The sequence below is a fragment of the Streptomyces sp. TSRI0107 genome (genome assembly GCF_001905845.1).
Classification (GTDB): domain Bacteria; phylum Actinomycetota; class Actinomycetes; order Streptomycetales; family Streptomycetaceae; genus Streptomyces.
Map to the genome: position 1 here is coordinate 89,743 of NZ_LIVZ01000016.1, position 20,556 is coordinate 110,298.

Sequence of the window (20,556 nt, forward strand, 5' to 3'; positions counted from 1 at the left end):
ACACGCCGCGGGCCGGTTGGCAAGATGGCCCGAGCGGTCGGCAAGGTGCGGTAACAGGGAGGAAGCGTCTCGTGAGCAGCAGGCCACCCCGAGGCGCTGCTCGCCTCGCAGCCATACTCGACGCGCTGCCCGACGCGTTGGTCCTGGTCAACGCCAACGGAACCGTCGTCAACGCCAACGCCATCGCCCTGGAGGCCTTCGAGGCGCCGGGCACCGCCCTCGTCGGGCGCGGCCTGCTCGATCTGCTGCCGGAGTTCGACTCCAAGCTCATCCCCGGCTCCATGCGGCGGCCCGACCACATGGACCCGCGCGGCCGGACCAAGCCGACCCGGATGACGGCCCGGCGCACCGACGGCAGCGAGTTCCCGGTCGAGGTCACGTCCGCGAATCTGGAGAACGGCCAGCAGGCCTACGACAGCTACGGCTACACCGGCGACGAGCTGCTGATGCTCGTCGTCCGCGACCTGTCCGGGACCGTCGACACCGAGGCCGAGCTGGCACGCTCGCAGCGGCAGACCGAGATGATCCTGCGGGCCGCCGCGGAGGGCGTCGTCGGCACCGACACCGACGGACAGATCGTCCTCGTCAACCCGGCCGCCGCGCAGATACTGGGCTACCGCGCCAGCGACCTCGGCGGCAAGGAGCTGCACGACCTCGTCCTGCACTCGCGCGCCGACGGCACGCCGTTCCCGTACGACGAGTCCCCGCTCGCCGACACGCTGCGCTCCGGGCGCAAGCACCGGGTGCGCGGGCAGGTGCTGTGGTCCAAGAGCGGCGACAAGGTGCCGGTCGATCTGACGACCGCGCCGGTGCGCGACGGCGACCAGCTCGTCGGCGCCGTGATGACCTTCCTCGACCGGCGGCCGTACGACGCGCTGGTGGAGGAGAAGGAGGAGGCCGAGCGGCGGCACGCCGAGGAGCTGGAACGGCTCGCCGAGGAGCACGCCTCCGACCTCACCGCGCTGCGCCAGCAGCACGTCACCGAGCTGGAGGAGCTGCGCGAGCGGCACGAGGAGGAGCTGGCCGCCGGCGAGGAGCGGTACGCCGCCCTCGGCGAGCGGGAGAAGGACCGCTACGAGGCGCTGGCCGGGCGGCACGAGCAGCTGCTGACCCTGCTGGGCACGTCCCTGCGCGGGCCCCTCGACGAACTGCGCCGCGAGCTGTCCGCGCTCGCCGCGGACGACGCCGGCCAGCTGTGGCCCGAGGCCAACCAGGTCCTCCACCACCTCTCCGCCGGGTACTCCCGCATCACCGCCCTCATCGACAACGTCCTCAGCTACCAGCGCCTCGACTCCGGCACCGAGCAGGTGACCCGTACGAAGGTGATGCTCGACTCCGTGGTCGCCTCGGGTGTCGACGGGGCCGTCGAGCTGATCGGGCCGGGGCGGGTGCAGTTCGCCGTGCACGCGCCGCCCATCGAGGCCGAGGTCGACGCCCGGATGCTGGCGACCGCGCTCGCGCATCTCGTCGCCGATGTCGCCGGGGTCGACGCGACCGGGAACTCCCCGGTGTCCGCGGGCGGTTACATGGACAACACCGTCGTGGTCGCGGCGGCGCAGCGGGGCGAGGTCGTACGGATCGAGGTGCGCGGGCCGTACGCCGGGGGCGACCCGGTGCACGAGCCGATCGTGCGCGGCATCGTCCGGGCGCACGGCGGTGTGCTGCAGACCCATGAGGTGCCGGGCATGAGCGGCAGCGCCTACGTGCTCGAAGTGCCCCTCGGCGGCGGCGCGGGCGCCGTGTCCGCACCCGCACCCGCTCCCGGGAGCGACGTGGTCCCTGCCTCCGAGCAGACCTCCGGCGGCGGGCGGCGGCGGGCCCGGCGGGCCTCCACCGACGCCTTCCTGGAGAGCGACGTGCCGGGCGCGCCCGAGGGCGGCCCGGAGGCGGAGTCCGAGCAGGCCGCCCCGGTGCCGACCGGACGGCGGCGCAGGCGTGCCGCGGCCGCGGCGGCGGAGGTCGAGCTGCACGTCCCGGCCGACGGGCCCGAGGCCGCCGGTGGCACGGGCCGCCGGCGCGGCCGGCCCGCCGAGGGCGCCGAGCAGGCCGACGCGGGCGAGGGCGTGGCCGAGGGGTCCGTCGTCACGGCCGACGAGCATGCCGCGGGGACCGCGGCCGTGGGCAGCGGCCTGGGCGGCACGGTTCCGCCGCAGGGCGTTCCCGCGTCCGGTGGCCGGCGTGCCCGGCGCGCCCCGGAGGAACAGCACGCCCTGCCACCGGCGTTGCCGGCCGTGCAGGGGGAGGACCAGCAGCCGACGGGCCGTCGGCGCCGTGCCCTGGCCGCCGCGCAGGAGCGCGCCGCGGCGCAGGAGGCCGGGCCGCGCACGGTGTTCGCGCTGCCGCCCGCGGAGGCGGACCGGACGCCGGACGGGCCGCAGGGGGAGGCGGGGCCGCAGCAGGCCTTGCCGCCGCAGGCGATGTCCCAGCAGGCGCTGCCGCAGCGGGCCTTGCCTCAGCAGATGCTCCCCGAGCAGGCGTCGCCTCAGCTGCCTGAGCAGGCCTCGCTCCCGCAACAGCAACAGCAACAGCAACAGCAGCAGCAACAGCAACAGCAACAGCAGCAGCCGCGGACCGCTCAGCAGCCCGTCCCGCAGGTTCCGCAGGCCCCGCAGGCCGACGCCCTCGTCCCTGGGGCCCCCGGCGTCCCCGTGCCGGTTCCGGTACAGCAGCCCGCGCCCGCGCCCGCCCCGGCCCCTGCTGCCCCGGCGTCCGCGCCCGCGTCCGCGCCCCTGCCGACGCCCGTACCGGCCCAGGTCCCGCACCAGGCCGCGCCGGCCGACGCGGCCGCCGACGCGCACGCCGACGCCCTCGACCACGGCCGGCACGACGCCGTACCGCACGACCAGTCCCACGACCACACCCCGCCGCAGCCGCACCCCGCGAGCGCGCCGACGGGCCGTCGCCGGCGGGCCGTGGCCCCGCCCGCGGAGGCGTCCGTGACGCCCCCGCAGGGCATCCCGGCGCAGGTGGCCGCCCCGCAGGGGCACGCCGATCAGGCGACGCCGGTGGCGCGGCCCGACGCCGGGCCCGCCCAGGCTCCCGCCCCTGTCCCGGCGGCCCCGGTGGCGGCCCCCGCGCAGCCCGCGTCCGGCACCGGCCAGGTGACCGTGCCCGCGCAGGCCGCGCCGCAGCCCGTGGGGCACTCGGTCGCCCAGCCCGCCGTCCAGCCCGTGGCGCCCCCGCTGCCCGGCCGGCCGCTCCCGGCCGAGGCGGCCCCCGGCGCCGCGACCCCGGCCGCGGGCACCCCGGCGCCCCAGCCGTGGCCGGCCGCCGACGGCGACACGTCCGGCGCGGGGACGGCCGTACCGGCCGACGGTGCCGCCGTACCGCCGCAGGCCGTGCCGCAGCCGCAGCCGCAGCCGACCCCGAGTTCCGGCACCCCGCTGCCCCCGGAGGCCACCGCCGCGCGGGTCGCCCAGCCGCTGCCCGCCGAGGCGCCGACGGACACCGACTCCACCTCCACACAGGGCAGGTCGATCAGCGTGCGCACGCTGGGCCAGGGCGTGCCGTTCACCCGGCAGGCCGCCCAGGTGCAGCAGCCGTCGACCGCGACGCCTCCCCCGAACCAGCCGGGCGGCTCCGGCCGGCGCCGGAAGCTGGGCACGCCCCCGGACCCGGCCGCCGCCCGTCCGCACCCCTCGGCCGAGCACCCCGTCCCCCAGCCGCCGGCGCCGTCGGCGCAGCCGCCGCGGCTGCCCGGGCAGGCCAGTGAGGGCGCCGGGCGGTCGTACGCCATAGGCGCACCCGACGAGAACGCCGCCGAGGGTCCCGAGCCGCTGGACGGTCCCGGTGGGGCCGTCGAGGTGGCCGACACCCCACGTCCGCAGCCGATGGACGACGAGCTGCCGCCGGAACCGCTGGACAACCCGCGGCGCCTGCTGGTGTGGCCGGCGCCGGACGTCAGCACCCAGCAGGCGCTCAGCGACCGCGGCTACCGGCCGGTGATCGTGCACTCGCGCGAGGAGGTCGACGCGCAGATCGCCGCGTTCCCGGCGGCGCTGTTCGTGGACCCGCTGACCGGGCCGATCACCCGTACGGCCCTGCAGTCGCTGCGTCAGGCGGCGGTCGCCGCCGAGGTGCCGGTGATGGTGACGGCCGGGCTCGGTCAGGCGACGCGCGAGGCGGCGTACGGCGCCGACCCCGCCGTCCTGCTGAAGGCGCTCGCCCCGCGCGACAGCGAGCAGCACCCGCCGCGCGTCCTGCTGATCGAGGAGCACGCGGAGATCGCGCTGGCGCTGACCGCGACGCTGGAGCGGCGCGGGATGCAGGTGGCGCGGGCGGCGAGCGACACGGACGCGGTGACGCTGGCGGGGCAGTTCCGGCCGAACCTGGTCGTGATGGACCTGATGCAGGTGCATCGGCGCCGGGCCGGGATCGTGGACTGGCTGCGGGCGAACGGGCAGCTCAACCGGACCCCGCTGGTCGTCTACACGGCCGCCGTCGACCAGGCCGACCTGCCGCGTCTCGCCTCGGGGGAGACGGTGCTGTTCCTGGCGGAGCGGTCGACCAGCGAAGAGGTGCAGTCGCGGATCGTGGACCTGCTGGCGCGGATCGGCACCAACTGACCCCCGCGCCTTCGGGTACGACGCCCGGGCCTACGGGGCGACCAGCCTGCGTGCCGCCTCCTTGATCGACGCGCGCAGGCGCTCGCGGTCGGGGCTGTCCGCGCCGACCAGGATGCGGGCCATCTGCGGGACGACGGTGGCCCAGTTGGCCAGCGCGGTCAGCAGGAGCAGCAGGTCGGGGGCCGGGATCGCGTCGGTGATGACGCCCCGGCGCTGGCCGTCCTCGACGGTGGCGACCTTGCGGGCGTAGTGCTCCTGGCGCTCGGCTTCGTCGGGAAGTTCGGACGAGCCGTACTCGAGGCCTTCCCAGTAGAGCAGGCGCAGGATCTCCGGATGGGCGGAGTGATGGTCGAGGAGGCGGTCGATCCAGGCCTCGATGTCGTCCGGGTCGACGGGGACCGAGGCGGCGAGGTCGAGCATCTTCTTCTCGAGGACGTGGGTGAACAGCTGCGCCTTGTTGCCGAAGTAGGCGTAGATCAGCTGCTTGTTGGCCTTGGCCTCGCTCGCGATGCGGTCGATCCGGGCGCCCGCGATGCCGTGGCGGGCGAACTCGGCGACGGCCGCCTCGAAGATCCGGGCCTTGGTGGCCTCGGGGTCCCTTGCTCCCATGGGGGACAGGGTAGCGCGGAAGAGCGGGTAACCAACTGTTTGGTTGACAGGGAATCCGGGGGCGTCCCAGACTGTTCACCCATCGTCCAACCAACCAGTTAGTTATTAGAGTCGGCTCGAAGGGTCTCCCGCTCATGCCGCCAGCGAGCAGCACCACCCAGCAGATCACCCAGCAGATCACCGCGCCACGTGGTGCGTCCGGTACGCCCTCCGCGGGAGGGCCCCGCACGCCCGCACCCGCCCTCTTCCTCACCCTTCTGGCCGTGTGCAGCGCGGTCACCGCCGCCAACATCTATCTGGCCGCCCCGCTGCTCACCCTCATCGCCCGCGACTTCGGCTCCGCGCCCTCCGCCGTGGCCTGGATCGCCTCGGTCGCGCAGTTCGGCTACGCGCTCGGCCTGCTGCTCTTCGCCCCGCTAGGGGACGGCGTGAACCGGCGCCGGCTGGTCTCCGGTCTCACCGTGGTCACCGCCCTGGCGCTGGCCGCCGCCGCGGCCGCCCCCGGCTCCGCCGCCCTCGCGGCCGCCGTACTCGTCGCCTCCGCGGCGACCGTCATCCCCCAGCTGCTCGTGCCGCTGGTCGCCGAACGGGCGCCCGTCGAGCGCCGGGCACGGCATGTCGCGGCCGTCGTCGCGGGGCTGTTCACCGGCATCGTCGCGGCCCGGGTGGCCGGCGGGCTGGCCGGGCAGGCCTTCGGCTGGCGCTGGGTGTTCGCGGGCGCGGCCGTACTGACTCTCGCCCTCGGTCTCGCGACCTCGCTCGTGCTGCCGTCCGAGCGGCGGCCGCGCACCGGATCGCTGTTCGGCGGCATCGCCGCGCTGCCCGGAGTCGTCCGCCACTCGCCCGACCTGTGGCGGGCCTGCGTCCGGCAGGCGGGCATGTTCGGCGCGTGGAGCGCGCTGTGGACCTCGCTCGCGCTGCTGCTGACCGGCCCGGAGTACGGTCTGTCCACGGCGACCGCCGGTCTCTTCGGCCTCTTCGGGTTGGCGGCGACCGTGGTCGCGCCGCTGGCGGGCGGGCTGGTGGACCGGTTCGGGGCGGCCCGGGTCGTCCGTACCGCGTATCTGCTCGCCGCCGTGTCCGTGCCGCTGTTCTGGGCCGGCGGTCAGGTCCTCGCGGCGTTGTTCGTCGCCGCGATCGCGATCCACGCGGCGCTGGTGGCCTCGCACGTCGCCAACCAGACCCTGGCCCTGACCACCACCTCGACCCCGGCCACCGCCAACACCGCCTACGTCGTCGCCGGTTTCGCGGGCGGCGCCACCGCGTCCGCCCTCGCGGGCTCCGCCTACGCCCACTTCGGCTGGGGCGGGGTGTGCGCGGTGGCGGGGCTGTGGCTGCTGCTGGGCTGGGGGACGACCGCCGTACGGCGGTGAGGCCGCCGTACGACGATCGCGCTGCCGTCCGCGCGGGGGGTCAGAGCTTGGTGACGTCCAGCTCGCCCTCCGCGTACTGCTTGCGCAGCACCTTCTTGTCGAACTTGCCGACGGACGTCTTCGGCACCGCCGCGATGACCGTCCAGCGCTCCGGGAGCTGCCACTTGGCGATCTTGGCCTCCTCGGTGAGGAAGGCGCGCAGGGCTTCGAAGTCGGCGGTGGCGCCCTCCTTGAGGACGACCGTGGCCAGCGGGCGCTCGCCCCACTTCTCGTCGGGGACGGCGACGACCGCGGCCTCGGCGACCTCCGGGTGGGACATCAGGGCGTTCTCCAGCTCCACCGAGGAGATCCACTCGCCGCCGGACTTGATGACGTCCTTGGCGCGGTCGGTGAGGGTGAGGAAGCCGTCGGCGGAGATGGTGCCGACGTCGCCCGTCTTCAGCCAGCCGTCCTCGCTGAACTTGTCGGCCGGGCGCAGCGGTTCGGCGTCCGGGCCGTTGTAGTAGGCGCCGGCGATCCACGGGCCGCGGACCTCCAGCTCACCGGCCGACTCCCCGTCCCAGGGCAGGCGCTCGCCGCCGGGGCCGGTGAGGCGGGCCTCGACGCTCGCCGGGAAGCGGCCCTGGGTGAGGCGGTAGCCGAACTCCTCGTCGGTGCCGACCGCGTGGGCCGGCGGGCGGGCGATCGTGCCGAGCGGGGAGGTCTCCGTCATGCCCCACGCGTGGCAGACCCGCATGCCCAGCTTGTCGAAGGCCTCCATCAGGGAGGGCGGACAGGCGGAGCCGCCGATGGTGACCTGGCCGAGGGAGGAGACGTCGCGCGGGTTGGCGGTCAGCTCGGCGAGCAGGCCCTGCCAGATGGTGGGGACGGCGGCGGCGTGCGTCGGCTTCTCGCCCTCGATCATCTCGGCGAGCGGCGCGGGCTGCAGGAAGCGGTCCGGCATCAGCAGGTTCACGCCGGTCATGAAGGTGGCGTGCGGCAGGCCCCAGGCGTTGACGTGGAACTGGGGGACCACGACCAGGGAGGTGTCCTGGTCGGTCAGGCCCATCGACTGGGCCATGTTGACCTGCATGGAGTGCAGGTAGATCGAACGGTGGCTGTACACCACGCCCTTGGGGTCGCCGGTGGTGCCGGAGGTGTAGCACATGGCGGCGGCCTGGCGCTCGTCCAGCTCGGGCCAGTCGTAGGTGATCGGCTTGCCGGCGATCAGGTCCTCGTACTCGTGGACCCGCACGGACGCCCCGGCGAGCAGGGAGCGGTCGCCCGGGCCGGAGACCACGACGTGCTCCAGCGTCTTCAGGTGCGGCAGCAGCGGGGCGAGCAGCGGGAGCAGGGAGCCGTTGGCGATGACGACCCGGTCGGCGGCGTGGTTGACGATCCAGGCCAGCTGCTCCGGGGGCAGGCGGAGGTTCAGGGTGTGGAGGATCGCGCCCATGGAGGGGATCGCGAAGTACGCCTCGACGTGCTCGGCGTTGTTCCACATCAGGGTGGCCACGCGGTCGTCGTCGGCGACGCCGAGGTCCTCGCGCAGGGCGTGCGCCAGCTGGGCGGCGCGGGCGCCGATCTCGGCGTAGGAGCGGCGGTGCGGTTCACCCTCGCCGGTCCAGGTGGTCACCTGCGACGATCCGTGGATCGTGGACCCGTGGGTCAGGATCCTGGAGATCAGCAGCGGTACGTCCTGCATGGTGCTCAGCACGGCGTCCTCCCGGGGCGGCATTGCCTGCGCGGTGGTAAAGGTTGCGCTGATTCTGGACGCATACCGCGCGGTATGTCACTAGGCGCGGGCGATAGAACTTGTCACCTTGCGGCAACAATGGCGCGCTGCTATCGCCGGGCGGCGGGGGCGACGGCGCCCCGAGTGCCTGGGGGGGGGGCGTCTAGCGGACCGGCTCCAGCTCCGGGTCCTCGCGGAGTTTGCCGAGGGCGCGGGAGACCGCCGACTTCACCGTGCCGACCGAGACGCCCAGCACCTCGGCGGTCTGGGCCTCGCTCAGGTCCTCGTAGTACCGCAGGACGACCATCGCCCGCTGCCGGGCGGGCAGGCGCATGATCGCGCGCCACATCGCGTCGTGCAGCGCCTGGCGCTCCGCCGGGTCGTCGCCGTGGGGCATCGGCTCGGGTTCGGGCAGCTCGTCGCAGCTGAACTCGTCGACCTTGCGCTTGCGCCACTGCGAGGTGCGGGTGTTCAGCAGGGCGCGGCGCACATAGCCGTCGAGCGCGCGGTGGTCCTCGATGCGGTCCCACGCGACATACGTCTTGGTCAGCGCGGTCTGCAGCAGGTCCTCCGCGTCGCTCGGGTTCGCGGTCAGCGACCGGGCGGTGCGCAGCAGTACCGGCTGCCGGGCCCGCACGTACGACGAGAACGACGGGTACGCGGCGTGCGGCAGGACCCGCGTGGCCAACGTGGCGGCGTCCGAGGCGCTGGTGCAGACGGGTGTGGTCATGGCTCAACGCTAGGTTCGCGAGCGTGTAGTCCTCATCGCCCGCAGGTCCCGAAGACGACTCCCCCTCAGGTTGTAGAGGTGGGGTCCGCCGCACCTCCTGAAGGCGGACGAGAGGTGGAGAACGCCTGGGGGTTTACCCCTGAGGGATCGTCTGGAGGGACGAGGCGGAGGGCGCCGCGGTGCTCACCGGTCGGCGGTGAGCACCAGTCCCGGCGTCGGCACCCCCGTCCCCGCCGTCACCAGCACCCTTTCCGCGCCGCGCACCTGGTTGGGGGAGGTGCCGCGCAGCTGCCGCATCGCCTCCGCGACGCCGTTCATGCCGTGCAGGTAGGCCTCGCCGAGCCGGCCGCCGTGGGTGTTCAGCGGCAGCCGGTCCTCGGCGACGAAGCCGGCCGCCTCACCGGGGCCGCAGAAGCCGTACTCCTCGAGTTGCATGAGGACGAACGGGGTGAAGTGGTCGTACAGGATCCCCACGTCGATGTCGGCGGGCCCCAGCCCGGACCGCCGCCACAGCTGCCGCGCCACCACCCGGGCCTCCGGCAGGCCGGTCAGGTCGCCGTGGTGGAAGCCGGTCATCTGCTCCTGCGCCCGCCCCGCGCCCTGCGCGGCCGCCGCGATCACGGCCGGCGGATGGGTCGCCGGGTGGTTGGGCGCGCCGAGCCGGACGGCGACCTTGCTCAGGACGGCCGTGGGGCCGAAGTGGTCGGTGATGTAGCGGTCGACCAGGCCGTTCGTGGTCAGGATGTTCATGAAGACGTCGGGGGAGCCCCTGCGCCGGGCCGGCTCCGGGTCGTGGTGCACGTCCTGGTAGTCGCGGGAGGCGAGGGCTCCCGCGACGATGAGGGTGCGGGTGATCGCCACCTCCAGCGGCGGCAGCTGGTCGCCGACGCGCATCACGCCGCCTCTCCCGCCGCCCGGAACACCGGCAGCACCAGCTCCTCGTCGTACCGCCGGAACTCCAGCCGTACCGGCATCCCGATCCGCACCTCGTCGTACGGCACCCCGGTCACGTTGCTCACGATCCGCACGCCCTCCGCCGGCTCGATCAGGCCGACCGCGTACGGCGGGTCGAAGGCCGGGAAGGGCGGGTGGTGCAGGACGACGTACGAGAAGACGGTGCCGTCCCCGAGCGCGCGGACGGTGTCCCAGTCGGGGCTGCCGCACGCGTGGCAGCCCGGCAGCCAGGGGAAGCGCAGTGCCCGGCAGCCGGTGCAGCACTGGATCAGCAGCTCGTGGCGGGCGACGCCCTCCCAGAACCCGGTGTTGTCGCGATTGACGACCGCGCGGGGGCGGTGTTCGGCCGGGCGGGGTCTTTCGGGGTCCCGCGCGGGGGCCTGTTTGCGCGGGGCGTACTCGAGGATGCGGAGCGGTGGGTGCCCGCGAGTTCGCCGCCCGCGCGGATGTCCGTCCGCGTGGATGTCCGTCCGCGTGGTGACGAAGTAGCCGGTGCCGAGCCTGGTGGTCTTCCGCGCGGAGACCGACTCGATCACCGTGTCGAAGGTGATCTCGTCGCCGGGGCGCAGCGGTCGCGGGTACTCCTGCTCGTAGTCGGTGGCGACGACCGAGGTGCAGCCCGCCTCGTCCAGCAGGGCGAGCAGGTCGTCGTACGCGCGCGTGCGGCTCGTGTGGCCGGAGAGGCCGCCCATGGTCCACGCCTGGAGCATGGTCGGCGGGGCGATGGCGTCCGGACCGGTGTACGCGGGGTTGGTGTCGCCCAGGGCCTCGCACCAGTGCCGGATCATGGGCAGGTTGACGGGGTCCTTGCCCCGGTCGGCGACGGTGGCGCGGAGGCCTTCGAAGGCCTTGAGCCGTGCGGCGAGGTCGTCGTCGTCCACTGCGGTGCCCTCCCTCCGGCGGGAATCTGACTGTCCGTCAGGTGCGGGGCCCGGTCAAGGGCGGAAACGACTGCGCGGCGGTGCCGAAGCACCGCCGCGCAGCCGGACCTTGCTCACCCCACGGAACACCCACCGGAAGTCGAGGGGCCGGTACCCCGGCACCGGCCCCTCAGCTCACCACCACAGCGGGGTGAAGGAGACGGCGACGTTGTCGTTGCCCTGGTTGACGGCGGTGAAGGCGGAACCGTCGACCTGGGCGGTGTTGCTCTGGTTCGACGCACCCGAGCCGATCGCCTGCTGCTGCGTGGTGGCCGAGTTGCCGCTGTTGTCACCGCCGACACCGCTGCCGAGGCTGCCCTGGATGGCGTTGGTGACGGCCGCGCTGGATCCGTTGTCCGCGATCGCGCCATTGTCAGCCGTCGCAATGCCGCTGAAGAGGGCGGCCGCGAGCGGAAGGGCGGAGACGGCGGCGATGACGCGGGCGGTACGGATGCTTGCCATGTTGGTTCCTCTCAGAAGCAAATGTCGCACCGGCCTGTGGCCGTTCAGTGCGTAAGTACGGCTTTCACCCAGGCAGTTGGCCGACCACCTCGGTGCTGTGCACGACGTCGCGAGACCAGAGTTGCCCACCGAATCCCTGGCGAACCATCCCGGAAGTGCCGATTCGCCCTCAAGCGTGATGACAAGTCGATAAACCCCTTTCATTGCCTTTACTTCACTGGAGCCCCACGACGGGGCAGGCGGGACACCTCCACCCCAAGCGCCACAAGAGGTGAAGCGTTCCGGCACGGTTCCGGCCAATCTCCCCGCCCCGGCGCGTCGCCCTGGCCTGCCCCTTTCCTTTTTCGAACGTGCGTACGAACATGAAGTATGGCCACCACCGACCGGCAGGCCACGACGCTGGCCCTCGCGCACGCCCTGTCAGCCGCCGAACGCGGACTGGCCGTCATCCCCCTGTCCCGGACGAAGCTCCCGGCCCTGCGCTCCCCCCACCGCCTCGACCCCGTCCCCCTCCCCTGCCACGGCGAATGCGGCCGGTTCGGCCACGGCGTGTACGACGCCTCGACGGATCCCGCGCGCATCCGCGCCCTGTTCGCCGCCGCCCCCTGGGCCACCGGCTACGGCATCGCCTGCGGACTCCCCCCGCACCACCTCATCGGCATCGACCTGGACACCAAGACGGGCACCGACTCCTCGGCGGCCCTGCGCGAACTCGCCCTGCGGCATCTGTTCACGATCCCCGACACGGTCGTCGTCCTGACCCCGAGCGGCGGCCGTCACCTCTGGCTGACCGGGCCGCCGGACGTCGTCGTCCCCAACTCGGCCGGCCGCCTCGCCCCCGGAATCGACATCCGGGGCGCCGGCGGCTACCTCGTCGGCCCCGGCTCCCGCACCGAGCACGGCGTGTACGGCACGGCCCCCGGCACCGCCGGCCTGCCTCCGGCGCCCTGCCCGCCGGCCCTGCTGCGGCTCCTCCTGCCCCCGCCCCGCACCCCTGCCCCACCGCCCGCCTCGTCCGGCGGGCACGGCCAGGGCCTCGTCCAGTTCGTCCTCGCCGCACACGAGGGCCAGCGCAACACCCGCCTGTTCTGGGCGGCCTGCCGCGCCTACGAGAACGGCATCGGCCCCGACCTCGTCGCCCCGCTGATCGACGCGGCCCGCAGCACCGGCCTCACCGAACGCGAGGCCCGCGCGACGATCGCCTCGGCGGCGCGGCTGACGGGGCAGCGTCGCTGAGAGGGGAAAATCCCGGGCCCGCGCCCCGGTGGCGCTCCTAGGGTGAGCGCCATGTCCCTGACCCGAGTAGTGCTCGCCTCCGGTCGCTCGCTCGAGCTGGTCGAACTGCGGCTGACGTCGACCTACGGCGGGATGCTGGAGGGCTACCCCAGCAAGCCGCTGAACGACCGCAAGGTCGACACCTTGGTGGCCGCCGCGGAAACGGCCTTCCCCTTCCTGCCGGTGCACCTCGTCCCGCCCCCGCGTGAACGGCACGACGAGCCGGCCGGCCCGTTCGGCCCGGTCGAGGTGCTGCCGTCCGTCTCCTGCGTCGGCTCGTTCCACTCCACCGCCGTCGACCCGGAGCACGACCCGGTCGAGTACCGCTCCGGCCTCACCGTGGTCTGGTACCAGCCGACACCGCGGATCCCGGCGGAGCACGACGCGGACGAAGGGCTGCGCGCAATCGCCTGGGAGGAGCTGGCCGTTGACTACGAACTCTGACGCGACGGTGGCGCTGCTGCGCCGCCAGTTCGACCTGACGTGGGCGCTGTTCGAGTACCACTTGGAGCGGCTGGCCCCGGAGGACTTCCTCTGGGAGCCCGCGCCGGGCTCCTGGACCGTCCGCCCGACGGCCGACGGCACCTGGCTGCCGGACTGGTCGGACACCGAGCCCGAGCCCGTCCCGGTCCCCACCATCGGCTGGCTGACCTGGCATATCGGCTGGTGGTGGACCGTCGCCCAGGACCACCTTCAGGGCCGCCCGCCCCGGGACCGCACCGCCGTCACCTGGCCGGGCGACGGCACCGCGGCCGTGGCCTGGCTCCGCGACCTGCGCACCGCCTGGCTCACCGCACTGGACGACCTGGCCCCCGCGTCCCTCACGGCCACAGCCCCCTTCCCCTGGCCGAGCGACCCGCGGTACACCGTCGCCGACATGATCGGCTGGGTGAACGCCGAACTCATGAAGAACGTCGCGGAGATCGGGCAACTACGGCTGCTGCGGGCGCGGCGGCTCTGAACACGTTCACGTCCGGGCAGGCGGGCACTACTCGTCCTGCCCGGCTTCCGAATCATGCTGCGCCGCGGGTTCCTGCTGCTGCGTCTCGGGTTCGTGCTGCTGGTCCTGCTGGTCCTCGGGTTCGTGCTGCTGCGTCTCCGGTTCGTCCTGCCGCGTGCCGGGTTCTCCGGGTTCCCGATCCGTCCCGGGCGGATCTTCGTACGGACCGTTCTCATAGATCACTTCGTCGGGTGTGCCGTCGAAGTCCACGTCCCTGATACACCGGCCCGTCGTCACGAACTCATCGGCGTTCCCGTCGAAGTTCCGGTCGTACGCAGCGGTGTCGATGTAGCCGTCGCCGTCCTGGTCCGTGAAGACGGCGTCGATCATGCCGTCCCCGTTGGTGTCCTCGCTCACGCATTCCAGGGTGGGCACGAGAGAGACCTGCGCGGGGACGGCGGAGACCTGCCCGACCGGGCCGAACGCCATCCCCAGGGCCAGCGCGGCCGACCCCGCGCCGCACACCGCGATCCTGCGCTTCATCGGGGCCTCCACTTCATCGGGAGGAGCTCCGACGTACCGGGCAGGCGCGTCGGCGCCGCCTCCCCCTCATGGTGCGTCGCACCCGAAGACCCTGTCGAGGCATCTCGGGCACACGACGGCCCCTGACCGATCCATCCGGTCAGGGGCCGTTCACCGTGCGGTGGGTGTGGGATTTGAACCCACGGTGACTCGCGCCACGACGGTTTTCAAGACCGTTCCCTTAGGCCGCTCGGGCAACCCACCCCGCGCCGTCGGTGATCGGCGGCGCGGGACAAGAGTAACGGTTGGGTGCGGCCCTGTGTCAGCTGTCGCCGACCCGTGAGCCCAGGGTGAGTTCGACCGTCCGGGTCTTGCCGTCGCGTTCGTAGGTGATGGTGACCTCGTCGCCGGGCTTGTGGGTCCAGATCTCGCCGATCAGGGTGGGGCCGCTGTCGATCACCGTGTCGTCGAGCTTGGTGATGACGTCACCGGGCTTGAGGCCCGCCTGGTCGGCGGGGCCGCCCGCCTCGACCGGGTCGGAGCCGCCGGCGCCGGTGTCGGTGATCTTCGCGCCGCCGGCGGCGTCCTCCAGGGAGACCGAGGCGCCGATCTTGGCGTACACCGGCTTGCCGGTCTTGATCAGTTCCTGGGCGACGTACTTCGCCTGGTTGATCGGGATGGCGAAGCCGAGGCCGATGGAGCCGGACTGGCTGGTGCCGCCCAGGCCGTTGCCGGCGGACTGGATGGCGGAGTTGATGCCGATGACGTTGCCCTTGGCGTCCAGCAGCGGGCCGCCGGAGTTGCCGGGGTTGATCGAGGCGTCGGTCTGCAGGGCGCTCATGTAGGAGGCCTGGCTGCCGGTGCCGTCGCTGGAGGCGACCGGGCGGTTCTTGGCGCTGATGATGCCGGTCGTCACCGTGTTGGACAGGCCGAAGGGGGCGCCGATGGCGATCGTGGAGTCGCCGACGGCGACCTTGTCGGAGTCGCCGAGGGTGAGCGGCTTCAGATCCGACGGGGCGCTCTTGAGCTTGATGACCGCGACGTCGTAGCCCTGCGCGTGGCCGACGACCTCAGCGTCGTACTTCTTGCCGCTGGGGAAGGTCGCGGTGAGCTTGCCGCCGTCCACCGCGTCCGCGACGACGTGGTTGTTGGTGACGATGTGGCCCTCGGTGTCGAAGACGAAACCGGTGCCGGTGCCGCCCTCGCCGCTGCTGCTCTCGGCCTCGATGGTGACCGTGCTGGGCAGTGCCGTGGAGGCGACGGCCGCGATCGTGCCGGGGTCGCGCTTGAAGTCGCCGCCGGCTTCGGAGGAGGAGACGGTGGTGGAGCTGGAGCTGTCGTCGTTCTTGGCCAGGGTGTAGCCGAGGCCGCCGCCCAGACCGCCCGCGAGCAGCGCCGCCACCAGGATCGCGGCGGCCAGCCCGCCACGCTTGCGCTTGGGCTCGGGGGCGGGGGCCTGCTGGTACGGGGCTCCCCATCCGGCGTCCGGGCCGCCGGAAGCACCGGGAGCACCCGGAGTGCCGAGCCCGTCCTGGCCGTACGCCGAGGTCTGCGTCGGCGTCGCCGACGGGCCGCTCGGCGGCGGCGGGGGCGGCCAGCTGCTGTCGGGGGCGGAGCCGGAGGCCGCGGGGGCGGCGTACGGGGAGCCGGTCTCCGGGGCGGCCGGCGGCGCGGGCGCCGGGGGCTGGTCCGGGGCCGGAGGCGCGGGCGCGGGGGAAGCTGCCGGAGTGTCCACCGGCACCGGAGGCGCGGACGGGGCCGGGGGTACCGCAGTGCCCTCGTTCTCGGTGCTCACAGCTCTTCTCCTCATGCTCGGTCACGCAGCTGTGCCGGTGTTTTTGTATGCCGTCAGCTTTTCCCACGGGCCGTCAGGGCACCATAAGCCGTGCCTGTGGGTCCGCGGTCATTCTTTATATAGGATCTTTTATCGACAAGCGGTGCATCTCAGGCGCCTTGCAGAGGCCCGCAGGCTCCCCGCATTCCATCCGACCCGACGGCTACCCCGTCCCGGTGGCACCATGACGCGGTGACCCTCGCACGACAGCACCGGATCCAAGTCGTCGCCCACCGGGGAGCCTCCGAAGACGCCCCGGAGCACACCCTGGCCGCGTACAAGAAAGCGATCGAGGACGGCGCCGACGCCCTCGAGTGCGATGTACGGCTGACCGCGGACGGCCATCTGGTCTGTGTGCACGACCGCCGGATCAACCGTACGTCCAACGGCCGCGGAGCGGTCTCCGCCCTGGAGCTCGCCGATCTCGCCGCCCTCGACTTCGGCTCCTGGAAGCGGACCCCGGCGGGGCGCGTGCGGGACGAGGACCCCGACTGGGAGCACCGCCCGGAGGACCCCGCGGAGACGTCGGTGCTGACCCTGGAGCGGCTGCTGGAACTGGTCGCCGACGCCGGGCGCCGCGTGGAACTGGCCATCGAGACCAAGCACCCCACGCGGTGGGCGGGGCAGGTCGAGGAACGGCTGCTGGTGCTCCTGAAGCGGTTCGGCCTGGACGCGCCGGCCGCCCCGGAGGAGTCCCCGGTGCGGATCATGAGTTTCTCGGCGCGTTCGCTGCACCGCGTGCGGACCGCCGCCCCGACGCTGCCGACGGTCTATCTGATGCAGTTCGTCTCGCCCCGGCTGCGCGACGGGCGGCTGCCCGTCGGCGTCGGGATCGCCGGCCCGTCGATCCGGATCGTCCGCGGTCACCCGGGGTATGTGGAGCGGCTGCGGCAGTCCGGGCACAAGGTGCACGTCTGGACGGTGAACGAGCCGGAGGACATCGACCTCTGTGTGGAGCTGGGGGTCGACGCGATCATCACCAACCGCCCCCGCGCGGTGCTGGACCGGCTCGGCCGCTGACCGAAAACCGCCCCTGACCGCAGCTTCGTCACGGGTAGTGCTCCGGCGTGTTCGGTCCGTATTCGATCGTTTCGAATGCGTCACCGGAGATGAATCGGCCGGTTTCCGGTACAGGCCAATGGGGCATCCACACCGTGGCGTGGGGCGAAGGAGGTCTCGGGGGTGGCGTTGGTGGTGGCACAGGAGGTGCCCACGTCGTCGAGCATGGCCGTACCCCATGGCCCTGCGGGCGTGGGGAAAGCACGGCACCGTATGCGTGATCAATTGCGCAGAGGCGGCGTGGCGGAATCGGTCATCGACGATGCCGTACTGATCCTTTCGGAACTTTTGAGCAACGCCTGCAAACATGGCCGGCCATTGGGTGATGCCCTCGCCGGGGACGGTGACGTCCGGGCCGCGTGGCGCGTCGATCCGGGCGGCCGACTCCTGGTCGAGGTGACGGACGGGGGCGGCCCGACCCGCCCGGCCCCGGCCACTCCGTCGGTCACGGCCCACGGCGGCCGCGGGCTGAACATCATCACGGCCCTGGCCGACGACTGGGGCGTACGGGACGAGCTCCACGGCGAGGTCACCGTATGGGTCGTGGTCCACGAGGACGTCCATGATCCGGATGCCGGGCACCGCCGCGACGACTTCGCTACGCGCGTCGCCGCCCCGTCGGTGGCCGCCATGCCGGAGCTGGACTTCGCGGACGCCTTCGACGACCTGGACTGAGCACCGTCCGGGGCCCTCGGGGGAGCACCTCCGCACCGCCGCCCGGGTAGTCCACGCCCGGGGCGTTGTCCACAGGGGCCCGTCGGTCATGGCGCAAACGGCTAGGCTCCCGACGTACGAGATGAGCCGTCACCGGGAGACACCCACCATGGCCAAGAAGCGACCCCAGACGAAGGCCACGCGGCCGCAGATCACCGACGGTGAGGTCCCGGTCGTCGGTGCCCGTGAGCCCTGCCCCTGCGGAAGCGGCCGCCGCTACAAGGCCTGCCACGGCCGGGCCGCGGCCCACGCCGTGACCGAGCTGGTGCACCGCCCGTTCGAAGGGCTGCCGGGCGAGTGCGACTGGGTGGCGCTGCGCGAGCTGGTGCCGGCCGCCACCGCCGAGCTGACCCTGAAGGGCGGCCTGCCCGAGGGCGTCCCGTCGGTCACCCTGGCCACGGTGCTGCCGATGGCCTGGCCCGCCCTGCGCCGCGAGGACGGCTCGGTCCTGCTCGGCCTGCAGAACGACACGGCGTCCGGTGACATCAGCCGCGACCTCGCCGACACCCTCGAGCGAGCCCTTCAGGCCAAGCCCGGTACGCCCGTCCAGGGCCGCCGCGCGCCGGCCGACGGACCGCGCCTGCAGGACCTGCTCGACGCCGAGGGCGCGTTCGAGCCGGTGGTGCACAGCGGCTTCGAGTTCTGGGTGCCGGACGTGGAGAACGCCACCCCCGAGGTGACCGCCTCCCTGGAGCGGGCCAACGCCGCGGCCATCCCCACCGTGAAGCTGACCGGCGTCGATGCCGCCTACTGGTGCGAGACCCCGGAGAAGAACCACCTGCGCTGGGTCATGCCGCACCCCGAGGAGCAGCTTCTGGACGCGCTGGCGCGGCTGCACGCCGCGGGCCGTTCCAGCCTCGGTGAGGGCACCCGTCTGGTGGGTTCCTTCCGTGCTCACGGGCTCACGGTGCCGGTCTGGGACCTGCCGAGCGGCGTCTCGGCCGAGGACATCGAGAAGCCGGCGGCCGAGTTCGCCGAGCGCCTGGCCGCCGCCCTCGCCACGGACGCGCCGCTCACCCCGGAGGAGCGCCGGGCGCGCGGCGGACTGACCAACCGGCAGGTCACGCTCAGCTGACGCGAGCCCCGCGGACCCGGCCCGGCTGACCGACCGGTCAGCCGAACCGGGTCCGGCGCATCGGATGAATCGTGTCACAACTCCCCCTGGAACAGGGGGAGTCGGTGTCCGAATAGCCGAGGCAATCCTGAGATCGAATTTGCGAACCGCCGATCTCTTGTTACCGTTCCAGTAGCCCGGTTGCTGGTGCATCCCCCGTCGCCAGCAACCGGGTCTTTCCATGTGCGATCCGGCGCCCGGTGCGCGGCCGCGCCTCAACTGCCGTCGAGTGGCCCCGAGTTGCTGCCGACCCGCAGCAGCAGCGGCCCCCGGCCGCCCCGTTCCGCGAACTCCGCGACCGCCGTGTACCCGCTCACCGGACCCCGGCCGCCCTCGCGGGGGGTCTCGCAGCTCGCCGGCTCGTCCTCGGCGCCGACGGCACAGCGGATCCGCACGGTACGTCCGCCGGGCTCCATCAGGGTCAGTACGGCGTCCAGGGAGCGGCCGGTGGCGTTGCGGTAGTAGGTGCGCGCCCAGTTCTCCTCGTTCTGGGTCAGCACACAGGTCTGCGCCTCGATGCCGTCGGGCGAGGTGAGCTCGGGCCCGCAGCGGGCGGCGGTGGACAGTCCGAGGCCGAGGAGGAACGGGGAGCGGCGGGCGTCGGGTCCGGCGCCGCCCCGGTCCGACGGCGCCCGGTCGTCCCCGGCGCCCCCGTCCTCTCCGGCATGCCCGGCGCCCTCGGCGTCCGAGGCCTCCCAGGCGCCCTCCCGCGCGGATTCGGGCCCAGCGGCCGGCCCGGCGCCCAGGGGCCACCCGGTGCCCGGCTCCGCCGTACTCGTGGCGCCCCGGGACCCCACCGACCCTCCGTAGGCCACCGCCAGCGGCAGTGCCACCGCGCATGTGGCGGCGCCCGCGACGGCGAGCAGTCGGAACCTTCGGGCGTTCGGTGCGGCCGTTGACCGGTGGCGGCGCGGCGTTCGGGACCTGGGGCCCCCTGAGTGACGCGGCATGAACAGGACGATAACGATCCATGTCGGGCGCCCGGTTCCGCGCGCGCCCGACACCCTAGAACTCGGGCGCGCTCACACCCGTACGAGTGAGGGCGTCGACCATGGCGCCCACCACGGTCTCCACGTCCGGGACCCAGGGGGCGGCCGGGCCGGGCAGCGGGGCACGCTCCCAGCGGATCCGGCCCTGTCCGGTCTCGGAGGGGGGCAGGGCGAGATAGCCGCCCTCGCTGTGGAAGCGCAGCGAGCCGGGGACGAAGTCCTGGGCGTACAGCAGGTCGCCCAGCCGTTCCATGGAGTACGGCCGGACGAGCACGGCCCACCGGGCGGCGGACGCGACGACCGGGCCGACGCGGACGCCCTCGCGGTCCAGCGCGGCCAGCGCGCGGGCGGCGGCGGAGGCGGGCAGGCTGACCGCGCAGGGCGCCTTGTGGCCGGTGGCCAGGACGATCGGTGCCGTCGGCCGGTTGGTCCACCACCAGCGCACCATGCGTTCGTCGGTGGTGGCCGCGAGCAGGCCGGGGTCGAAGGGATGGGCGCCGGGCACCGGGCACTCCGGGTCCGGGCAGCCGCAGCGGTCGCGCCCTTGCGGGTCGGCCGCCACACCCGGGAGTACGGGCCACTGCCATTCCGTCGCGAAGGTCAGGGCCGCGCTGATCAGTTCACGCCTCCCGTCGTTCCGCCTGGACAGGAGCCTGCGTCGCCTTCCGGGGATCTCGCGCATGAGCGCTCGTCCTTTCCGTTGCACGCCTGGCAACACCGTGGGCCACATCACATCATGTGTCGATCACTTCACTGTGCGTACCTGCTGGCGCATCACACCC

The 20,556-nt window shown here is 73.4% G+C and carries 17 protein-coding genes, 1 tRNA gene and 2 pseudogenes; 8 read left to right on the plus strand and 12 right to left on the minus strand.

Annotated elements, in window-relative coordinates; all coding sequences use genetic code 11:
- The first annotated feature begins 71 nt into the window (after positions 1 to 71).
- Positions 72 to 4,565: a hybrid sensor histidine kinase/response regulator gene (locus tag AMK31_RS34945; RefSeq protein ID WP_107468813.1), complete on the plus strand. Its 4,494-nt coding sequence runs from the start codon at positions 72 to 74 to the stop codon at positions 4,563 to 4,565.
- A gap of 30 nt (positions 4,566 to 4,595) precedes the next feature.
- Here the strand turns inward: AMK31_RS34945 and AMK31_RS34950 are convergent, their stop codons facing one another.
- Entirely contained in the window at positions 4,596 to 5,174 is a 579-nt protein-coding gene (locus AMK31_RS34950; protein WP_073944773.1) for a TetR/AcrR family transcriptional regulator, read from the minus strand.
- Positions 5,175 to 5,308: 134 nt separating this feature from the next.
- Here AMK31_RS34950 and AMK31_RS34955 point away from each other — a divergent pair, with 134 nt between their 5' ends.
- Positions 5,309 to 6,547 (plus strand): MFS transporter, encoded by a 1,239-nt coding sequence (locus AMK31_RS34955; protein ID WP_073944774.1) that lies wholly within the window; start codon positions 5,309 to 5,311, stop codon positions 6,545 to 6,547.
- 40 nt (positions 6,548 to 6,587) lie between these two features.
- Here the strand turns inward: AMK31_RS34955 and AMK31_RS34960 are convergent, their stop codons facing one another.
- From AMK31_RS34960 to AMK31_RS34980, 6 genes and pseudogenes are all read right to left on the minus strand, one after another.
- Entirely contained in the window at positions 6,588 to 8,264 is a 1,677-nt protein-coding gene (locus tag AMK31_RS34960; RefSeq protein ID WP_073944775.1) for a long-chain fatty acid--CoA ligase, read from the minus strand.
- A 160-nt stretch (positions 8,265 to 8,424) separates the two neighbouring features.
- Positions 8,425 to 8,991 carry a SigE family RNA polymerase sigma factor gene (locus AMK31_RS34965; protein WP_073944776.1) on the minus strand — a complete coding sequence of 189 codons (567 nt, stop codon included), beginning with the start codon at positions 8,989 to 8,991 and terminating at the stop codon, positions 8,425 to 8,427.
- Positions 8,992 to 9,174: 183 nt separating this feature from the next.
- Positions 9,175 to 9,624, minus strand: a pseudogene (locus tag AMK31_RS34970) (thiolase C-terminal domain-containing protein); the annotation flags it as partial.
- A gap of 6 nt (positions 9,625 to 9,630) precedes the next feature.
- Positions 9,631 to 9,885 (minus strand): annotated as a pseudogene (locus AMK31_RS41160) (acyl dehydratase); the annotation flags it as partial.
- Positions 9,885 to 10,826, minus strand: coding sequence for a bifunctional MaoC family dehydratase N-terminal/OB-fold nucleic acid binding domain-containing protein (locus AMK31_RS34975; RefSeq protein ID WP_073944777.1), 942 nt, complete (start codon positions 10,824 to 10,826; stop codon positions 9,885 to 9,887). The gene AMK31_RS34975 and the pseudogene AMK31_RS41160, both read right to left, overlap by 1 nt.
- Before the next feature lie 174 nt (positions 10,827 to 11,000).
- Positions 11,001 to 11,327 (minus strand): hypothetical protein, encoded by a 327-nt coding sequence (locus AMK31_RS34980; RefSeq protein ID WP_073944778.1) that lies wholly within the window; start codon positions 11,325 to 11,327, stop codon positions 11,001 to 11,003.
- 369 nt (positions 11,328 to 11,696) lie between these two features.
- On the opposite strand from AMK31_RS34980, the gene AMK31_RS34985 reads away from it, so the two are divergent.
- The 3 genes from AMK31_RS34985 to AMK31_RS34995 are packed head-to-tail and all read left to right on the plus strand — an operon-like array spanning position 11,697 to position 13,563.
- Entirely contained in the window at positions 11,697 to 12,563 is an 867-nt protein-coding gene (locus AMK31_RS34985) for a bifunctional DNA primase/polymerase (RefSeq protein WP_073944779.1), read from the plus strand.
- Positions 12,564 to 12,614: 51 nt separating this feature from the next.
- Positions 12,615 to 13,046: a hypothetical protein gene (locus AMK31_RS34990; protein ID WP_073944780.1), complete on the plus strand. Its 432-nt coding sequence runs from the start codon at positions 12,615 to 12,617 to the stop codon at positions 13,044 to 13,046.
- On the plus strand, positions 13,030 to 13,563 hold the full coding sequence (locus AMK31_RS34995) for a DinB family protein (protein WP_073944781.1): 534 nt from the start codon (positions 13,030 to 13,032) through the stop codon (positions 13,561 to 13,563). The genes AMK31_RS34990 and AMK31_RS34995 overlap by 17 nt, the downstream gene beginning before the upstream one ends.
- Positions 13,564 to 13,590: 27 nt before the next feature.
- Here AMK31_RS34995 and AMK31_RS35000 read toward each other — a convergent pair whose 3' ends face one another.
- The 3 genes from AMK31_RS35000 to AMK31_RS35010 all read right to left on the minus strand — a co-directional run bounded on the left by AMK31_RS35000 (position 13,591) and on the right by AMK31_RS35010 (position 15,859).
- Positions 13,591 to 14,085: a hypothetical protein gene (locus AMK31_RS35000; RefSeq protein ID WP_073944782.1), complete on the minus strand. Its 495-nt coding sequence runs from the start codon at positions 14,083 to 14,085 to the stop codon at positions 13,591 to 13,593.
- A gap of 158 nt (positions 14,086 to 14,243) precedes the next feature.
- Positions 14,244 to 14,328, minus strand: a tRNA-Ser gene (locus tag AMK31_RS35005).
- A 58-nt stretch (positions 14,329 to 14,386) separates the two neighbouring features.
- Positions 14,387 to 15,859: a S1C family serine protease gene (locus tag AMK31_RS35010; protein WP_073944783.1), complete on the minus strand. Its 1,473-nt coding sequence runs from the start codon at positions 15,857 to 15,859 to the stop codon at positions 14,387 to 14,389.
- Between the two features lie 231 nt (positions 15,860 to 16,090).
- On the opposite strand from AMK31_RS35010, the gene AMK31_RS35020 reads away from it, so the two are divergent.
- From AMK31_RS35020 to AMK31_RS35035, 3 genes are all read left to right on the plus strand, one after another.
- On the plus strand, positions 16,091 to 16,918 hold the full coding sequence (locus AMK31_RS35020) for a glycerophosphodiester phosphodiesterase (RefSeq protein WP_073944784.1): 828 nt from the start codon (positions 16,091 to 16,093) through the stop codon (positions 16,916 to 16,918).
- 204 nt (positions 16,919 to 17,122) lie between these two features.
- Positions 17,123 to 17,632, plus strand: a complete 510-nt coding sequence (locus tag AMK31_RS35030; RefSeq protein ID WP_241842826.1) for an ATP-binding protein — start codon at positions 17,123 to 17,125, stop codon at positions 17,630 to 17,632.
- A gap of 148 nt (positions 17,633 to 17,780) precedes the next feature.
- Positions 17,781 to 18,746, plus strand: coding sequence for a DUF5926 family protein (locus AMK31_RS35035; protein ID WP_073944786.1), 966 nt, complete (start codon positions 17,781 to 17,783; stop codon positions 18,744 to 18,746).
- Between the two features lie 254 nt (positions 18,747 to 19,000).
- Here the strand turns inward: AMK31_RS35035 and AMK31_RS35040 are convergent, their stop codons facing one another.
- The gene (locus AMK31_RS35040; protein WP_338013066.1) at positions 19,001 to 19,582 is read right to left on the minus strand and encodes a hypothetical protein; all 582 of its coding nucleotides are present in this window, start codon (positions 19,580 to 19,582) and stop codon (positions 19,001 to 19,003) included.
- 208 nt (positions 19,583 to 19,790) lie between these two features.
- Complete coding sequence (locus AMK31_RS35045) at positions 19,791 to 20,456, minus strand: bifunctional DNA primase/polymerase (protein WP_073944788.1); 666 nt, start codon at positions 20,454 to 20,456, stop codon at positions 19,791 to 19,793.
- Positions 20,457 to 20,556 lie beyond the last annotated feature (100 nt).

Coding starts and splice junctions, on each gene's coding strand:
- AMK31_RS35000 (WP_073944782.1), bottom strand. CDS start 14,085: ATGAAGCGCAGGATCGCGGTGTGCGGCGCGGGGTCGGCCGCGCTGGCC.
- AMK31_RS35045 (WP_073944788.1), bottom strand. CDS start 20,456: ATGCGCGAGATCCCCGGAAGGCGACGCAGGCTCCTGTCCAGGCGGAAC.
- AMK31_RS34985 (WP_073944779.1), top strand. CDS start 11,697: ATGGCCACCACCGACCGGCAGGCCACGACGCTGGCCCTCGCGCACGCC.
- AMK31_RS35030 (WP_241842826.1), top strand. CDS start 17,123: ATGGCCGTACCCCATGGCCCTGCGGGCGTGGGGAAAGCACGGCACCGT.
- AMK31_RS34980 (WP_073944778.1), bottom strand. CDS start 11,327: ATGGCAAGCATCCGTACCGCCCGCGTCATCGCCGCCGTCTCCGCCCTT.
- AMK31_RS34960 (WP_073944775.1), bottom strand. CDS start 8,264: ATGCCGCCCCGGGAGGACGCCGTGCTGAGCACCATGCAGGACGTACCG.
- AMK31_RS34950 (WP_073944773.1), bottom strand. CDS start 5,174: ATGGGAGCAAGGGACCCCGAGGCCACCAAGGCCCGGATCTTCGAGGCG.
- AMK31_RS34990 (WP_073944780.1), top strand. CDS start 12,615: ATGTCCCTGACCCGAGTAGTGCTCGCCTCCGGTCGCTCGCTCGAGCTG.
- AMK31_RS34955 (WP_073944774.1), top strand. CDS start 5,309: ATGCCGCCAGCGAGCAGCACCACCCAGCAGATCACCCAGCAGATCACC.
- AMK31_RS35035 (WP_073944786.1), top strand. CDS start 17,781: ATGGCCAAGAAGCGACCCCAGACGAAGGCCACGCGGCCGCAGATCACC.
- AMK31_RS34965 (WP_073944776.1), bottom strand. CDS start 8,991: ATGACCACACCCGTCTGCACCAGCGCCTCGGACGCCGCCACGTTGGCC.